This is a genomic window from Providencia sp. PROV119 (genome assembly GCF_028482435.1).
Lineage (GTDB): Bacteria > Pseudomonadota > Gammaproteobacteria > Enterobacterales > Enterobacteriaceae > Providencia > Providencia stuartii.
This window is the reverse complement of record NZ_JAMPQL010000001.1, coordinates 36135-50533: the sequence shown is the minus strand read 5'-3', so window position 1 is coordinate 50533 and position 14399 is coordinate 36135. Positions and strand designations below refer to the sequence as shown.

The 14399-nt window shown below is 41.8% G+C and carries 13 protein-coding genes and 1 pseudogene; 7 read left to right on the top strand and 7 right to left on the bottom strand.

Going from position 1 to position 14399, the window contains the following annotated elements; translation table 11 throughout:
- Positions 1-27 precede the first annotated feature (27 nt).
- Both PSF11_RS00240 and PSF11_RS00235 read right to left on the bottom strand, forming a co-directional pair.
- Positions 28-951 carry a sugar kinase gene (locus tag PSF11_RS00240; RefSeq protein ID WP_014657722.1) on the bottom strand — a complete coding sequence of 308 codons (924 nt, stop codon included), beginning with the start codon at positions 949-951 and terminating at the stop codon, positions 28-30.
- Complete coding sequence (locus tag PSF11_RS00235) at positions 948-1970, bottom strand: SPFH domain-containing protein (protein ID WP_004917647.1); 1023 nt, start codon at positions 1968-1970, stop codon at positions 948-950. Before PSF11_RS00235 ends, PSF11_RS00240 begins: the two co-directional genes overlap by 4 nt.
- Before the next feature lie 150 nt (positions 1971-2120).
- On the opposite strand from PSF11_RS00235, the gene PSF11_RS00230 reads away from it, so the two are divergent.
- A complete protein-coding gene (locus PSF11_RS00230) occupies positions 2121-2834 on the top strand; it encodes an NUDIX hydrolase (protein WP_004917646.1) in 714 nt (237 codons plus the stop codon).
- Positions 2835-2908: 74 nt separating this feature from the next.
- On the opposite strand, the gene PSF11_RS00225 is transcribed toward PSF11_RS00230, so the two are convergent.
- From PSF11_RS00225 to PSF11_RS00210, 4 genes are read right to left on the bottom strand one after another with little or no spacing between them, the layout of a single operon-like run.
- Entirely contained in the window at positions 2909-3409 is a 501-nt protein-coding gene (locus PSF11_RS00225) for a protein disulfide oxidoreductase (RefSeq protein WP_072502901.1), read from the bottom strand.
- Positions 3410-3416: 7 nt separating this feature from the next.
- Positions 3417-4145: a DsbA family protein gene (locus PSF11_RS00220; protein ID WP_004917644.1), complete on the bottom strand. Its 729-nt coding sequence runs from the start codon at positions 4143-4145 to the stop codon at positions 3417-3419.
- Positions 4142-6199 carry a protein-disulfide reductase DsbD family protein gene (locus PSF11_RS00215; RefSeq protein ID WP_072502900.1) on the bottom strand — a complete coding sequence of 686 codons (2058 nt, stop codon included), beginning with the start codon at positions 6197-6199 and terminating at the stop codon, positions 4142-4144. The genes PSF11_RS00220 and PSF11_RS00215 overlap by 4 nt, the downstream gene beginning before the upstream one ends.
- 47 nt (positions 6200-6246) lie before the next feature.
- Positions 6247-6642 carry a hypothetical protein gene (locus PSF11_RS00210; protein WP_040132901.1) on the bottom strand — a complete coding sequence of 132 codons (396 nt, stop codon included), beginning with the start codon at positions 6640-6642 and terminating at the stop codon, positions 6247-6249.
- A 482-nt stretch (positions 6643-7124) separates the two neighbouring features.
- On the opposite strand from PSF11_RS00210, the gene PSF11_RS00205 reads away from it, so the two are divergent.
- The 5 genes from PSF11_RS00205 to PSF11_RS00185 all read left to right on the top strand — a co-directional run bounded on the left by PSF11_RS00205 (position 7125) and on the right by PSF11_RS00185 (position 10971).
- Positions 7125-8018 (top strand): amino acid ABC transporter substrate-binding protein, encoded by an 894-nt coding sequence (locus tag PSF11_RS00205; protein ID WP_014657717.1) that lies wholly within the window; start codon positions 7125-7127, stop codon positions 8016-8018.
- Positions 8019-8132: 114 nt separating this feature from the next.
- Positions 8133-8873 (top strand): amino acid ABC transporter permease, encoded by a 741-nt coding sequence (locus tag PSF11_RS00200; RefSeq protein ID WP_004917640.1) that lies wholly within the window; start codon positions 8133-8135, stop codon positions 8871-8873.
- Position 8874: 1 nt separating this feature from the next.
- On the top strand, positions 8875-9555 hold the full coding sequence (gene gltK, locus PSF11_RS00195) for a glutamate/aspartate ABC transporter permease GltK (protein WP_004917639.1): 681 nt from the start codon (positions 8875-8877) through the stop codon (positions 9553-9555).
- Entirely contained in the window at positions 9552-10277 is a 726-nt protein-coding gene (locus PSF11_RS00190) for an amino acid ABC transporter ATP-binding protein (protein ID WP_004917638.1), read from the top strand. Before gltK ends, PSF11_RS00190 begins: the two co-directional genes overlap by 4 nt.
- 160 nt (positions 10278-10437) lie before the next feature.
- Entirely contained in the window at positions 10438-10971 is a 534-nt protein-coding gene (locus PSF11_RS00185) for a GNAT family N-acetyltransferase (RefSeq protein ID WP_072502899.1), read from the top strand.
- Between the two features lie 10 nt (positions 10972-10981).
- Here PSF11_RS00185 and PSF11_RS00180 read toward each other — a convergent pair.
- Positions 10982-11382, bottom strand: a pseudogene (locus PSF11_RS00180) (GFA family protein).
- 431 nt (positions 11383-11813) lie between these two features.
- On the opposite strand from PSF11_RS00180, the gene leuS reads away from it, so the two are divergent.
- Positions 11814-14396 (top strand): leucine--tRNA ligase, encoded by a 2583-nt coding sequence (gene leuS / locus PSF11_RS00175; protein WP_004917635.1) that lies wholly within the window; start codon positions 11814-11816, stop codon positions 14394-14396.
- The last annotated feature ends 3 nt before the right edge of the window (positions 14397-14399 follow it).

Sequence of the window (14399 nt, the reverse complement as noted above, 5' to 3'; positions counted from 1 at the left end):
TATTTTACATCGCCTAAATTTTATCATTTAACCAATCAATTGCCCTTGTACATCCGCAACGCTAATAGAAGCGATGCAACCTGCATTAAAATTTAAATAATCATCTTCAATGCCATCGGAAAAAATCACGCCATTTTCTGGCATCAATGATTCAAGTTGCAGCGGTGAATTCTCCTCAATCGCACCGAAAACAAATGAAGTTCCTGTTGTCTTACTAGGAAAAGGCTCCCTAACACTAAATTGAAGTCGCCTTTCTTGCCAAGAAAATCCTTGTGACAACGGGTGATGAGCTCCCCCCATAACGGCTTGAGCACCCGCTAAAATCGATTGAAACCACCCTGTCGACCCTAAGCCTGTTGAAATAATGATCCCCGAGGAGGATTGAAATTCTTGTTCCCCATTCCATCTCATAATATAGCGTGCCGATGTGTGGGTTTTAGGGCCAATAAATAGATCATTAACCGCAAGTAATGTTTGCCCATCATTAGTTGTCGCCTGAGCAAAAGTCACCGTTCTACTTGGCATCTTTTCCTTTAACGTATTCAAAACGACTTCACGCAGTTGGCCTATTTCAAAAGGTAATAATTTGCCATCCCATCTTGCAGGATCAGGATTAATTGCGATAACAGGCTGACCATTTAAATATTTCAATGTATTTGCCACTAAGCCGTCTTGTCCTATCACAATCACAATATCACGAGCCGTAAATTGGTAGCTAGGCAGTAAAGAACGTTCTAACAATTGAAATCGCCCCATTGATTTCAGAACCGCCTCTGCTTGTACTAATTGTTTTTGATAGTGATCGTGCTCTTCAAGATAATCGTTTACCTCAACATGATTATGCTCTAAATAAAATTTGGCTTGCGGCCAAGTATTAAAACGTTCAATCAGTGCCTGTAACCGCGTTTTACGCATAATTAAAACAAAACGGACATCCTCTCCTCTTTTCATGCTTTAGCTCCTTTTTTAAATATTTGGCTAAAGAGATCGGGGGATATATTCAACTCACCAATTTTCCCTGCATTTAGCGCTAATGATTCAAACGCCATAGCCATTAACTGCTCCGGTGCCATTTTTGCCAATGCCATCGCTTTTAAATTCTCGACAGGCAGTTCTCGATAAGCACGCATTTTCACCTCAATAGCGTAAGCATCCGCATCCGATTGAATTCGTTGGTTTTCAACGCTTAATGCCACAAGCTCATTACGTTTAGCTTCGGCATTGACTTGAGCGGCTAACTTTTCCTGCTCAATTTCAGCCTGTTCACGCAATAAATGACGTTCATTTTCTAAACGTGCTTCTTCAATTTGTTGCTGCTTATTTTGAACGGATAAATCGGTTTCCAGCTCGGCTTCCTTAAGCATACGCTCTTGTTCGACAGAAAACTTACGTCTCGCATAAATCGCATCATCGGCCTCTTTTAGAATCGATTCTCTCGCTTCTGCTTCAAGAGCTTTCAATGTTTCAGGTGATGGTGTAATGGCTGCAATCGAAACATCAAGAATATCGATGCCTAATGCTTGTAGCGCCGAATGTATCGATAACTGATTGGCGACCTCTGTGATCAATGTTTGACTTATCAACAATGCATCACGCATCGCAGTGCGTTGGATTTTTGCCTGAATTAAAGTCTGTGCACTACGCACAACCCTATCGCTTAATTTTAATGGGTCCTCAGACGCATACGAGCTGCCATCTTGAGTCAGGTTATAATTCAATACCTCTGCTGTTTTTTCCGGTTGGCTAATTCGAAATGAGATTTGCCCTTGAATACGCAAGCTTTGAAAGTCCGCCGTTTGTAAATTAAAAATAAACGGCGCTTCAAGCGCATTTAATGGTAGTGCCGCAATAGATGTTGTTGCTGAGTTATACCAAAAACTTAATCCCTTCCCTTGCTTAATCACTTTTCCGTTGACGGATTTAATAATGAAAGTCGAAGAGTCTGCTTTGAAATAATTAATATTAAACATAGTTAACCTCATTAGTGTCCTTGTGACAATAATTAATTATTGTCTTATAGACACCAAGGTGTCAAGCATTAAGTGTCTTAATGACACAAATATTTTTTTAACGTATCATCGCCCTATTAACCATAAAATAGCTTAGTGGGTTGTCATCTCATGAATGAACAAGAATATTTATCTAAATACGATAGGAATGCATATCTTTCGCCACTAGTGACGGTAGATGCGGTGCTATTTACTTACCATGAAGAGACGTTAAAGGTTCTCCTTGTTGAGCGTGCAAATCATCCAGATAAAGGGATGTGGGGGCTACCTGGCGGGTTTATCGATGAAGAGCAAGATAGCACTCTTGAGCAAGCTATCTTGAGAAAGCTAAAAGAAAAAACGGGCGTCATTCCCCCCTACATTGAACAGCTTTGTACTGTCGGTAACCATTTTCGTGATAAACGAGGTTGGTCTGTCACCGTTTGTTATACAGCCCTTATCGCCTATCAGGCATGTCAGCACTACATTGATAGTGTCGGATCAGCAAAATGGGTCGCTATCAGCGACATTGAAAACATGTCATTAGCCTTTGACCACTCGATGCTTTATCAGCAAGCACGAGAGCGATTAAAACAAAAATCACTCTATTCTATTGTTCCCGGCTTTGCCTTACCTGAAGTCTTTACTTTGACAGAGCTGCAACATGTGCATGAAGTATTAATCGGCAAAACATTGCAAAAAAAATCTTTTCGCCGTCGCTTAGAGCAGGCTGATTTACTGATTGATACCGGGGAAAAACGGCAAGAAACAGGCCGTCCAGCTAATTTATATCGTCTGAAACCTGAGTCAGCTGATTACCGTTTTATTCGTAATTTAGAATTTTAACCCTGATGGGTAAAACAAAGGCCCCCTTGAAACATATCTTCAAGAGGGCCTGAAATAGCCTAGCGAGAAATTAACTAAAAAGAAGCCATCCACATACGTGTTTTTATTCCCCAATAGCTTGTATAACCACTGGTAAAACTGACCATTTTACCGTTATCGATGATCATAAAGGTCGGTGTGGCACTAATGCCAACCTGATTCGCAAGCGAGCCTTGTGTATCATTGATTACTGGGAAATTTAGCTCTTTTTTCTCCATCCCTGATAACAGACGTTCACTATTGCCAGAACGTATTGCCACAGAAACAACGGGAACACTGGCCTTAGCTAAGTCGGCTACCGTTGGAGAGGTTATTTTGCAAACCCCACACCATGTCGCCCAAAAATAGACTAAAACAGGTTGTTCTTTACTCAACTCTGCTAATGATACGGTTTCACCCGTCGCAAGTAATTGCGGCTCAAGCAAAATAGGTGCTAGGCTTTCAGGTTTACGCCAAAAATCCATTACGGTAAAGACGACGAACAAGATCACCACCAACCCAATAATTTCTTTTGACCACTTTTTCAGTCTAGCCATATTTACCTTATTTCACTTTTGCTAATTGCTCTTTAACAATCATTTCTAATTGTTGAGCATCTACAGCCCCTGGGATCATTTCTTCACCAATGAGTGTTGCAGGTGTACCATTAACCCCTAATTTTTCAGCTAACATCATGTTAGTGCGAATAGTTTCTTCGCTCTTATCGTTAGCGACTAATTTTTCATTACCTGTCGCTTTCAACGCCTGTTTGATGTTTTCCTCAGTTAACATCCCTTGCTTTTGCATAAATTTTTGATGCAGTGCTTGGAATGCTTTTGGATCTTTTTCCCACAATGTCAGAACCAGTTGAGAAGACTCCAGCGATGTTTTGCCTTTAAATGGCAGAGGTTTTATCACCACAGCAACATCAGGGTATTTCTTCACAATCTCTTCAAGCTGTGGATCAAAACGCTTACAGAATGGGCAGTTATAATCGGTGAAGTTAACCAACACCAGTTTTGCATCTTTGGCACCCAGTCGTGGGCTTGCTGGATCATTAAACAGCTTATCGTGCTCGGCTTTAATCGTTGCCTTCATTTGAGCTTGCTGTTTTTCACCTTGCTTAGCCTGTAATGCAACAATCGCTTCTTCTAAAATTTCAGGGTTTTCAACCAAGGTATCACGTACCAACTTACGCACTTGTGCTTCTTGGTCAGACGTTAATGGAGCCGCATGAGCAGTTGCACCTAGCATTAGCGACGAGAACAGAACAGCTACAATTGTTTTTTTCATTTTTCGGCTCCTTTGGCCTCATTCATAATTGATAATAAAACTTCACGATCAAGTATCGTTGACAGTATTTCACCCTCAGCCAACCTAGGGCCATAAATTTGATTAAATGGCACAGCCACCTGCCCACGTTTTTGTAAAAATGCGGTAATTTCTGGTGATGGCTTAGTCCAGTCACCTCTTAATGCGACCACATCTGGTTCATTCAAGAGTTGCTGAACATCATCTCTTAGCAATACATTATATTTATTTGCTTTACAGGTTACACACCAATCTGCCGTAACATCAATAAACACTCGCTTATTTTCTGACAGAGCCTGTGTAATCGCTTCCTCACTCAGAGGTTGCCAATCCACATTATCCTGAACAAGGGTTCGACTTCCTGTCGTTTGCTCCATCGTTGCCCAAACAAAGCCACCTGTTAATAATGCAAACAGGACAAACGAAATTGCCGCAGTGCGTAAACTGAATTTTTTGCCAATGAAAACCACCAGCAAAAGCAAAAAGACGATCACAATAGCTAAGGCAGCCATTTCACCAAAATGAGGGATCAGTAAGCTAATTAACCATAGACATGACAATAGCATCATCACACCTAAAACCACTCTCAGTTTACTCATCCAAGCCCCAGGTTTTGGTAACAGCCGAGAAATAGCAGGGAAAGCGGCGATTAATAGCCACGGTAAACTCATTCCGATACCCAGTGCCGTAAAGACTAACCAGAGTTCTCCTATCGGAGCCGCTAGTGCAAACGCCACTGCTGTGCCCAAAAATGGTGCAGAACAAGGGGTTGCCAATAAGGTTGCAAACACACCTTGCCAGAAATGCCCACTGTTACCTTGGCCACCCGCAGTCGCTAAACGAGTGCTCGCTTTACTTCCTAGATGGATCTCAAACAAACCAAATAGGTTAGCCGTAAATAATGCCGTCACTAATACCATAAACCCAATAAACCATGGGTTTTGGAACTGGATCCCCCATCCAACAGCTTGTTGCCCAACGCGCAACAGGGTCATTAATAACGCTAATAGCCAGAAAGAGACTAAGATCCCTGAAGAAGAAAGCAAAAATTGCCGACGGATGGTTTTCTGCTCCCCTTGCGGTACCATCAAGACCGAGCCTAACTTCATCGCGAGAACCGGCAAAACACAAGGCATAAGGTTTAAAATCAAACCACCTAGTAACGCAAAGGCCAAAATCTGCCAAAGAGGTATCGCACCACCAGCATTATCCTGCTGGATAGCGCCAGTAAAAGGTGTGATTTGCGCTGTTACCTGTTGTGAAAGCGCGCCATCCGTCACCACAAAAGAGAACGGTTTTCCTGTCAGGTCTGGCGCTTTATCTCCCCAATCATCACTCACCGCAACGGTCGCCGTTAGCTTGTCACCCGATAAACGAATAATTGGCACACCTAGCGTGGTTCCTTCTGGTGTATCAGTAAAAATCCCTGCTTTTTGGCTCCACGGCTCGCCAGCCACTTTTTGTAATTCAAGAACGAGTTTGTCACCATCAAACCCGACATTATGGTTTTGCACTAGCCCCGCTGTAGGAGGAATACGCCCCATCGCTTGATTAAATGCCCACTCAAAATTCTCAGGCTTAGGTTCAGTCAAATCGAGCTCGAAAGGATAATCCGTTAAAATACAGACATTGCTACAGGTGGAAAGTGTTAAAACTCCCGAAAGTTTATCTAGTTTTTCATCGGCATTAACGACGATAGGAAAAACAACGTCTCCCATATAACCTTGAGTTGAAATACCTGCAACATCAAAACGACCAGGGGCTGGCCACTGCCAATCCATATCTGTTACTGGTGATTTCCAATTGATTTCCGGCGCAATACCGCCTTCTCCTGGAGAACGCCAATAGGTTTTCCAACCATCTTGTAGTTGTACATCCAACAATAAAGCAACCTTCCCATCTTTTTGGGAAGCACTTAACAATCTTACTTGAGCATGGTCATTATGTTTATCTGTTAGCCAGCCAGTATCAGCTGCCTGTAGCATTCCCGAAAATAAGGCAGATAAAATAATTAACGCATTAATTAAAAAACGCATAATTCCTCCAGAATAAAATACACCAACAAGCTGAACGTGATGGTGTTCTAATCTCGAAGATTGCAATATTGTAAATGGAGCCTAACTCTTGGTGGGGGATGTTTATCCTCACGCTTAGCTCTGCGTGAAAATAAATGAGAGTAAAAAATACCTAACGCAGTGATAGAAAGGAAAACAAAAAAGAGAGGTTCAATAGCAGCAGGACTTAATGTCAGTAGTGATTTAGCACTCAATTCACAAGAAGACAATTGCGCGCTTTTTTCACTCGAAACAGCCGTTTTAAACACCATAGACTGACCATTGGATTGCATTTGCACGACAGGGTCTTGAGGCGAAAAATGGGCGAAAAGACGCTCTCCAACGGCTCTTTGATTAATACAAAGTAAAACCATCAGACAGGCGAGTACTACTAATCCTTTGCCTAATTTGAGTTGCCTGTTCATGCGTGTCTCTATTTCTTCGTCCTGAAATCACACTGTTAAATAATGATAAGTTAATTCAATATTTAAATTTAACCAATTTAATCAAGGTTACATCTTACACAGCAAACGACTCGGTACAAGTAGCATGAGCTAACTTTACAAACCCAATCCTATTTACACCCCTAAAGATAAAAATTGGCATACAAGATGCATTATACCCACTAGCAACAGGAAAATGAGATTATTTTTCACACTAGTGGTGCATAAATACCCTTTTTAGGAAAGTTTTCCCAGTAATAGTGCAACAAATTAGGAACTGCCCAAATAATATGCGAGATAGCTCCCGATTTTGAAACAATTCATTTTCATTGTTTAACATTTTTCTTTAATTTTTAACAATATTAAAACATACAGCAGGTGATCGTGGTATTGATAGCATCCACGAAACATCAGCAAGCACAACAAACGAGATAAATCTCCGATCTTAGAAAGGAGCTGTAAATATGCGTATGAGCAAGATTGTATTATCGATGATGGTGCTAGGAGCAACTTGTGCCGTTCAAGCAGAAGAACTAACAGGTACTCTAAAAAAAATTAACGACAATGGTGTGATTGTTGTTGGCCACCGTGAGTCATCCGTTCCATTTTCTTACTATGACAACAACCAAAAAGTGGTCGGCTACTCTCAAGACTACTCCAATGAAATCGTTGATGCGGTTAAAAAGAAACTCAACAAACCTAATCTCGAAGTTAAGCTTATCCCTATTACATCACAAAACCGTATACCGCTATTACAAAATGGTACCTATGATTTTGAGTGTGGTTCAACGACCAATAACTTAGAAAGACAAAAACAAGCTGCGTTTTCAAATACGATTTTCGTAGTAGGTACTCGTCTACTTACTAAAAATGACTCTGGAGTCAAAGACTTCGCCGACCTCGCGGGTAAAAACGTCGTTGTTACCTCTGGAACAACGTCTGAAATTTTGCTCAATAAACTTAACGACGAAAAAAATATGAAAATGCGCATTATCAGTGCAAAAGATCATGGTGACTCATTCCGTACCCTTGAATCTGGCCGCGCTGTCGCCTTTATGATGGATGATGCGTTGTTAGCAGGTGAACGTGCAAAAGCGAAAAAACCAGATATTTGGGAGATTGTAGGCAAACCGCAAACAGAAGAAGCTTATGGCTGTATGCTACGCAAAGATGATCCTCAGTTTAAGGCGTTAGTCGATGAAACTATCGCGAAGGCACAAACTTCTGGTACGGCTGAGAAATCATTTGACCGTTGGTTTAACCAACCTATCCCACCAAAAAATCTTAACTTGAAATTCACGTTATCAGATGAAATGAAAGAGTTGTTCAAATCACCTAATGACAAAGCACTTAACTAAATAAAAAGACAAACAGGGTGTTACTGAAGTGGGATTTGCAAGGCGGTCGTTCCCCGCCTTGCACTTTCTCACCAGTAGTAGGGTCAATCTAAATTGCCCACAGGAAGTAGAATTATGTCAATCAATTGGAATTGGGGGATTTTCCTACAGGAAGCCCCATTTGGGAATACCACCTATTTAGGTTGGTTATTATCTGGCTTAGAAGTCACTGTCGCACTTTCTATCTGTGCTTGGATCATTGCTTTTCTGGTCGGCTCGTTCTTTGGTATTTTACGTACCGTGCCTAATCGCTTTTTAGCGATGATAGGAACCGTTTATGTCGAGCTATTTCGTAATGTCCCTTTAATTGTTCAATTTTTTACTTGGTATTTAGTGATCCCAGAGCTGTTACCCCGTTCTATCGGCGACTGGTTCAAAATGGACTTAGATCCTAACTATCAATTTTTTATCTCTTCAACACTGTGCCTTGGTTTATTTACCGCCGCCCGTATGACTGAACAGGTAAGAGCGGCAATACAATCATTACCAAGAGGGCAAAAAAACGCTGGTCTCGCTATGGGGCTGACCTTGCCACAAACTTATCGCTATGTGCTTTTACCCAATGCGTATCGTGTCATTTTGCCACCAATGACATCCGAGATGCTTAACTTAGTGAAAAACTCGGCGATAGCTTCCACTATCGGCCTCGTTGATATGGCAGCCCAAGCAGGTAAGTTGCTTGATTATTCTGCCCATGCTTGGGAATCATTCACTGCGATCACGCTTGCCTATGTCGGCATCAATTTGATCATTATGCTGTTAATGAATTTGTTAGAACGTAAAGTTCGCTTACCCGGCACATTAGGAGGGCGATAATATGTTCTATGAATTTGATTGGAGCTCCATCGCCCCAAGTTGGCCATTTCTTCTTGATGGGTTAGTCGTCACCGCTAAAATTACCATTACGGCTATTGTCGTGGGGATATTGTGGGGAACGGTTCTCGCCGTGATGCGTCTATCTACTTTTAAACCTATCAGTTGGTTCGCTGCACTGTACGTAAATACGTTCCGCTCTATCCCATTAGTCATGGTATTGTTGTGGTTCTATCTGATTGTGCCTAACTTAGTCCAAAATGTTCTAGGCATATCACCAAAAAGTGATATCCGTTTAATTTCAGCAATGGTAGCCTTCTCGCTTTTTGAAGCCGCCTACTACTCTGAGATTATTCGAGCAGGTATTCAGAGTATTTCACGAGGCCAAGCATCTGCCGCACTTGCACTGGGCATGACGCATATGCAAACAATGAGGTTAGTCATCTTGCCTCAAGCCTTTAAAGCGATGATCCCTCTGTTATTAACACAAGGCATTGTGCTATTTCAGGATTCATCATTAGTTTATGTACTGAGTTTGACGGATTTCTTCCGTACGGCAACCAATATTGGTGAGCGTGATGGTACACAAGTAGAAATGATATTGTTTGCAGGTTTCGTGTACTTTATTATCAGTTTCGGCGCTTCAATGCTGGTGAATTATCTTAAGAAAAGGACTGTTACATGATTACCCTGAAAAATATCTCTAAATGGTATGGCCAGTTTCAGGTACTCACAGACTGTACAACTGAAGTCAAAAAAGGCGAAGTCGTGGTTGTCTGTGGACCATCAGGCTCTGGTAAATCCACATTAATAAAAACAGTGAATGGCCTTGAGCCAGTTCAACAGGGTGAAATTTTTGTAAATGGTATCCAAGTCAATGATAAAAAAACTGATTTGGCAAAACTTCGCTCTAAAGTTGGCATGGTATTCCAACACTTTGAGCTATTCCCGCATCTTTCTATTATAGAAAATTTAACACTGGCCCAAGTAAAGGTGCTAAATAGAAATAAAAAAGAGGCTGAAGCAAAAGGGTTGAAATTACTCGAACGCGTTGGGCTAGCAAGCCATGCAAATAAGTTTCCTTCCCAGCTTTCGGGTGGGCAGCAGCAGCGTGTGGCAATTGCTCGAGCCTTGTGTATGGATCCCGTTGCAATGTTATTTGACGAGCCAACATCAGCACTTGACCCTGAAATGATCAATGAAGTGCTTGATGTTATGGTCGAATTAGCAAACGAGGGTATGACTATGATGGTCGTTACCCACGAAATGGGTTTCGCTAAGAAAGTCGCTAACCGTGTGATTTTTATGGATGAAGGAAAGATTGTTGAAGACAGTAAAAAAGAAGACTTTTTTGCTAATCCGCAATCTGATAGAGCTAAAGATTTCCTCGCGAAAATACTGCATTAATTATTGCAAGCCATAGGGAGAGACTACCTCTCTATGGCTTCCCCCCTGCACGACACTCTTATACCTTTCTATTTTGTTTTATCTAAATATTTGTTGCCCGACAATACATACAGATATAGATTAAAAACCTAATTAATATCAATCTAATAATCTAAGCCTCATGATGAAAAATGATCAACAAATAACAATTATCCCTTTACAAGACGATACTATTCTGGATGTTTCTGCCTGTAATTTTAATGTGATGATAACCGATGAGTTACTCCATCCCTATGACGATATAAACAGGAAAAAAGCGATTAAGCCCTACCTAAAGGATTATCATTTCTCTCCAGAGCAGTGGTTGAATGAACAAGAAAGTTTAGGTGTTTTATATGTTGCGAAATTGGGGGATAAAACGGTTGGCTATGCCTGTGCAAGTCTTTGCTGGAATGGAATGGCTCAACTTGATGAATTGGCCATCGATGAGCCATATAGAGGTAAAGGTATCGCCAAACAATTACTAGAAAAAATTGAAGCTTGGGCAACCGACAATGGTTTACATCACATCAGATTAGAATCTCAATCTACGAATACCACAGCCGCTAAGTTCTATCACAAACACGGTTTTCGCATTCATGGTTATGATAAAGCGCTCTATTTATGCACGGAAAATGCCCATGAAGTCGCATTATTTTGGTATAAAACATTATAAACATTAGCGTTCAATGTTTACTTTTATAAATAAGTTGACCAACAACACCTCCCTCTCTTTCGGAAGATGTCTTCCATCCATCACATTGACCGATGCAAAATCAAAGGGAGAGACACCTTCAATGCAAGCAACCTTTACTCCATACTCTTGTGGGGTTGAGCGTCTTTGATGAAAAGTATAAATTCCGCAGATTGAATAAAAAGAGGGCGGCTTGCTTTGTGTTAAAACGATATTCCGTTAGTTTATCTTTTCCTTCTAAAATAGTGTCTCTGACAAGGGCGCAAAGATTACGATTGCCCCACGCATTCGGCAAAAAGGGCAGTGACATCTTCTTGCTGTGTTATATCTATCAGTCAACGCAACCTTAAATTTCACTGTACCACAATGGCTCTGAACTTGTTTTTCAATCACAACGCCCTCCCTAATAGCATAGGCAAAAATGAAATCAGTGGATTAAGGTACTCAAACAACTCAAATAGGTTTTGTTAATTGATATAATTTATTGATGCTTTTTTATGTTTCTAGGGGATCTTTGCACTTTAGTGCTAATAAAATAGAGTGAATAAATACCCCTCCCTATGTATTGCCCAATATTTGCTGGCTTTTTGAGTTTTTTTGCGTGAAACACTACCAATCTTACTGTTTTTTAGTTAAGTTTGATGCTCATCGGAATAAAATATTCTGACACCGCCCCCCAAAAACAATATCCAGCTTTCCCCGTCGGTTCAGCTAATCAACTATTGTTGTTTTAGGGTAGGATCCGCTATGCTATGCGGATCTAACTTATAGAAAGACATTAACGCTACTGAGTAGCATTTATTCACCATAGGATTATCGGTGCCATGCAAGAACAATATCGTCCAGAAGATATAGAGCCAAAAGTACAGCGTCACTGGGATGAAAAAGCCACATTTAAAGTGACAGAAGACAACAGCAAAGAGAAATACTACTGCCTGTCCATGCTACCTTACCCTTCTGGTCGACTACACATGGGCCATGTGCGCAACTACACTATGGGTGATGTGATCTCCCGTTATCAACGCCTATTAGGTAAAAACGTTTTACAACCAATCGGTTGGGATGCGTTTGGCTTACCTGCTGAAGGCGCGGCTGTCAAAAATAAAACAGCACCTGCACCATGGACCTATGCCAATATCGATTACATGAAAGGCCAGTTAAAAATGCTGGGCTTTGGCTACGATTGGGATCGCGAAGTTACCACTTGTACGCCTGAATACTATCGTTGGGAACAATGGTTCTTTACTAAGCTCTATGAAAAAGGCTTAGTCTACAAAAAAACCTCTGCTGTAAACTGGTGTCCACATGATTTAACCGTACTCGCCAATGAACAGGTTATCGATGGCTGCTGCTGGCGCTGTGATACGCCCGTCGAGCGTAAAGAAATTCCTCAATGGTTTATTAAAATCACCGATTATGCTGAAGAGTTGCTAAACGATCTTGATAAGCTTGATGATTGGCCTGAGCAAGTCAAAACCATGCAACGTAACTGGATTGGGCGCTCTGAGGGTGTCGAAATCACCTTTAACGTTGCCGATCGTGATGACAAATTAACCGTATATACCACTCGCCCTGATACTTTCATGGGTGCAACTTATGTGGCGGTTGCTGCGGGTCACCCATTAGCACTCGAAGCCGCAGAAAAAAATGCCGAATTAGCCAACTTTATCGATGAATGCCGTAATACCAAAACAGCCGAAGCTGATATGGCGACCATGGATAAAAAAGGGATGCCAACTGGCCTTTATGTTATTCATCCACTCACCCAAGAAAAATTACCTATCTGGGTAGCCAACTTTGTGTTGATGGAATATGGCACCGGTGCGGTGATGGCTGTACCTGCTCACGACCAACGTGACTGGGAGTTTGCCCATAAATATAACCTGCCACTAAAAGTGGTTATTGCCGACGCTGAAGGCAATGAGCCTGATATTTCTCAAGAAGCGATGACTGAAAAATTTGCACTGATCAACTCAGGCGAATTTAGCGGCTTAGATAATACCGCTGGCTTCAATGCTATCGCAGACAAATTAGTCGCTATCGGCGTGGGTCAACGTAAAGTGAACTACCGTTTACGTGACTGGGGTGTTTCTCGCCAACGCTACTGGGGCGCACCAATTCCAATGGCAACATTAGAAGATGGCACAGTTGTTCCTGTTCCTGAAGATCAACTGCCAGTGATTTTGCCAGAAGATGTCGAAATGGACGGTATCACCAGCCCAATTAAAGCGGATCCAGAATGGGCGAAAACCACCATCAATGGTCAGCCAGCTTTACGTGAAACCGATACCTTTGACACCTTTATGGAGTCATCTTGGTACTATGCTCGTTACACTTGCCCACAATTTGATGAAGGCATGTTGGATCCGGCTGCTGCGAATTACTGGTTACCAGTGGACCAATACATTGGTGGTATTGAACACGCCATCATGCACTTAATGTATTTCCGTTTCTTCCACAAATTGATGCGTGATGCAGGCCTAGTCAACTCAGATGAACCAGCAAAACGCCTATTATGTCAAGGTATGGTACTGGCAGATGCCTTCTACTATACCGGCAGTGATGGTCAGCGTGTTTGGGTTTCGCCAAGTGATGTCACTGTAGAGCGCGACGACAAAAACCGTATTATCAAAGCCGTTGATACCGAAGGACATGAGCTGGTTTATACTGGCATGAGCAAAATGTCTAAGTCGAAAAACAATGGTATTGACCCACAATTGATGGTTGAAAAATACGGTGCCGATACCGTGCGCCTATTTATGATGTTTGCGGCACCACCAGAGCTAACCCTTGAATGGCAAGAGTCTAGCGTCGAAGGGGCAAACCGTTTTGTCCGTCGTGTATGGCGTATCGTTCATGAGCACTCACAAAAAGGGGCAACTCAGCCGCTTGATGTCAGCACATTAACGACAGAGCAGAAAGACTTACGTCGCGACTTACATAAAACCATTGCTAAAGTGACCGATGATTTTGACCGTCGCTATGCGTTTAACACTGCGATTGCCGCTATCATGGAGTTCATGAACAAATTAGTTCGTGCACCACAAGAGACCGAACAAGATCGTGCATTGATGCAAGAGTCACTTGAAGCGATCACCTTGATGCTGTCACCTATTATTCCACATGCATGTTTCGAAATGTGGAAAGCATTAGGTCACACCGATGATGTCGATTTTGCAAGCTGGCCTGTCGCTGACGAAAAAGCCATGGTTGATGACACTAAATTAGTCGTTATCCAAGTTAATGGTAAAGTGCGTGGTCGTATCACTGTACCTGCTGATGCAGTGCAAGACTTTGTGTTAGATATGGCAACAAAAGAGTATAGCGTCTCGAAATACCTCGAAGGCGTTACTATTCGTAAAGTAATTTATGTACCAGGTAAATTACTAAACTTGGTTGTTGGCTGATAA

Bases quoted from the DNA above. Each gene is read 5' to 3' on its own strand.
- PSF11_RS00225 (WP_072502901.1), bottom strand. From the start codon at position 3,409: ATGGCTAGACTGAAAAAGTGGTCAAAAGAAATTATTGGGTTGGTGGTG.
- gltK (WP_004917639.1), top strand. From the start codon at position 8,875: ATGTTCTATGAATTTGATTGGAGCTCCATCGCCCCAAGTTGGCCATTT.
- PSF11_RS00200 (WP_004917640.1), top strand. From the start codon at position 8,133: ATGTCAATCAATTGGAATTGGGGGATTTTCCTACAGGAAGCCCCATTT.
- PSF11_RS00215 (WP_072502900.1), bottom strand. From the start codon at position 6,199: ATGCGTTTTTTAATTAATGCGTTAATTATTTTATCTGCCTTATTTTCG.
- PSF11_RS00205 (WP_014657717.1), top strand. From the start codon at position 7,125: ATGCGTATGAGCAAGATTGTATTATCGATGATGGTGCTAGGAGCAACT.
- PSF11_RS00190 (WP_004917638.1), top strand. From the start codon at position 9,552: ATGATTACCCTGAAAAATATCTCTAAATGGTATGGCCAGTTTCAGGTA.
- PSF11_RS00240 (WP_014657722.1), bottom strand. From the start codon at position 951: ATGAAAAGAGGAGAGGATGTCCGTTTTGTTTTAATTATGCGTAAAACG.
- PSF11_RS00235 (WP_004917647.1), bottom strand. From the start codon at position 1,970: ATGTTTAATATTAATTATTTCAAAGCAGACTCTTCGACTTTCATTATT.
- leuS (WP_004917635.1), top strand. From the start codon at position 11,814: ATGCAAGAACAATATCGTCCAGAAGATATAGAGCCAAAAGTACAGCGT.
- PSF11_RS00185 (WP_072502899.1), top strand. From the start codon at position 10,438: ATGATGAAAAATGATCAACAAATAACAATTATCCCTTTACAAGACGAT.
- PSF11_RS00220 (WP_004917644.1), bottom strand. From the start codon at position 4,145: ATGAAAAAAACAATTGTAGCTGTTCTGTTCTCGTCGCTAATGCTAGGT.
- PSF11_RS00230 (WP_004917646.1), top strand. From the start codon at position 2,121: ATGAATGAACAAGAATATTTATCTAAATACGATAGGAATGCATATCTT.
- PSF11_RS00210 (WP_040132901.1), bottom strand. From the start codon at position 6,642: ATGAACAGGCAACTCAAATTAGGCAAAGGATTAGTAGTACTCGCCTGT.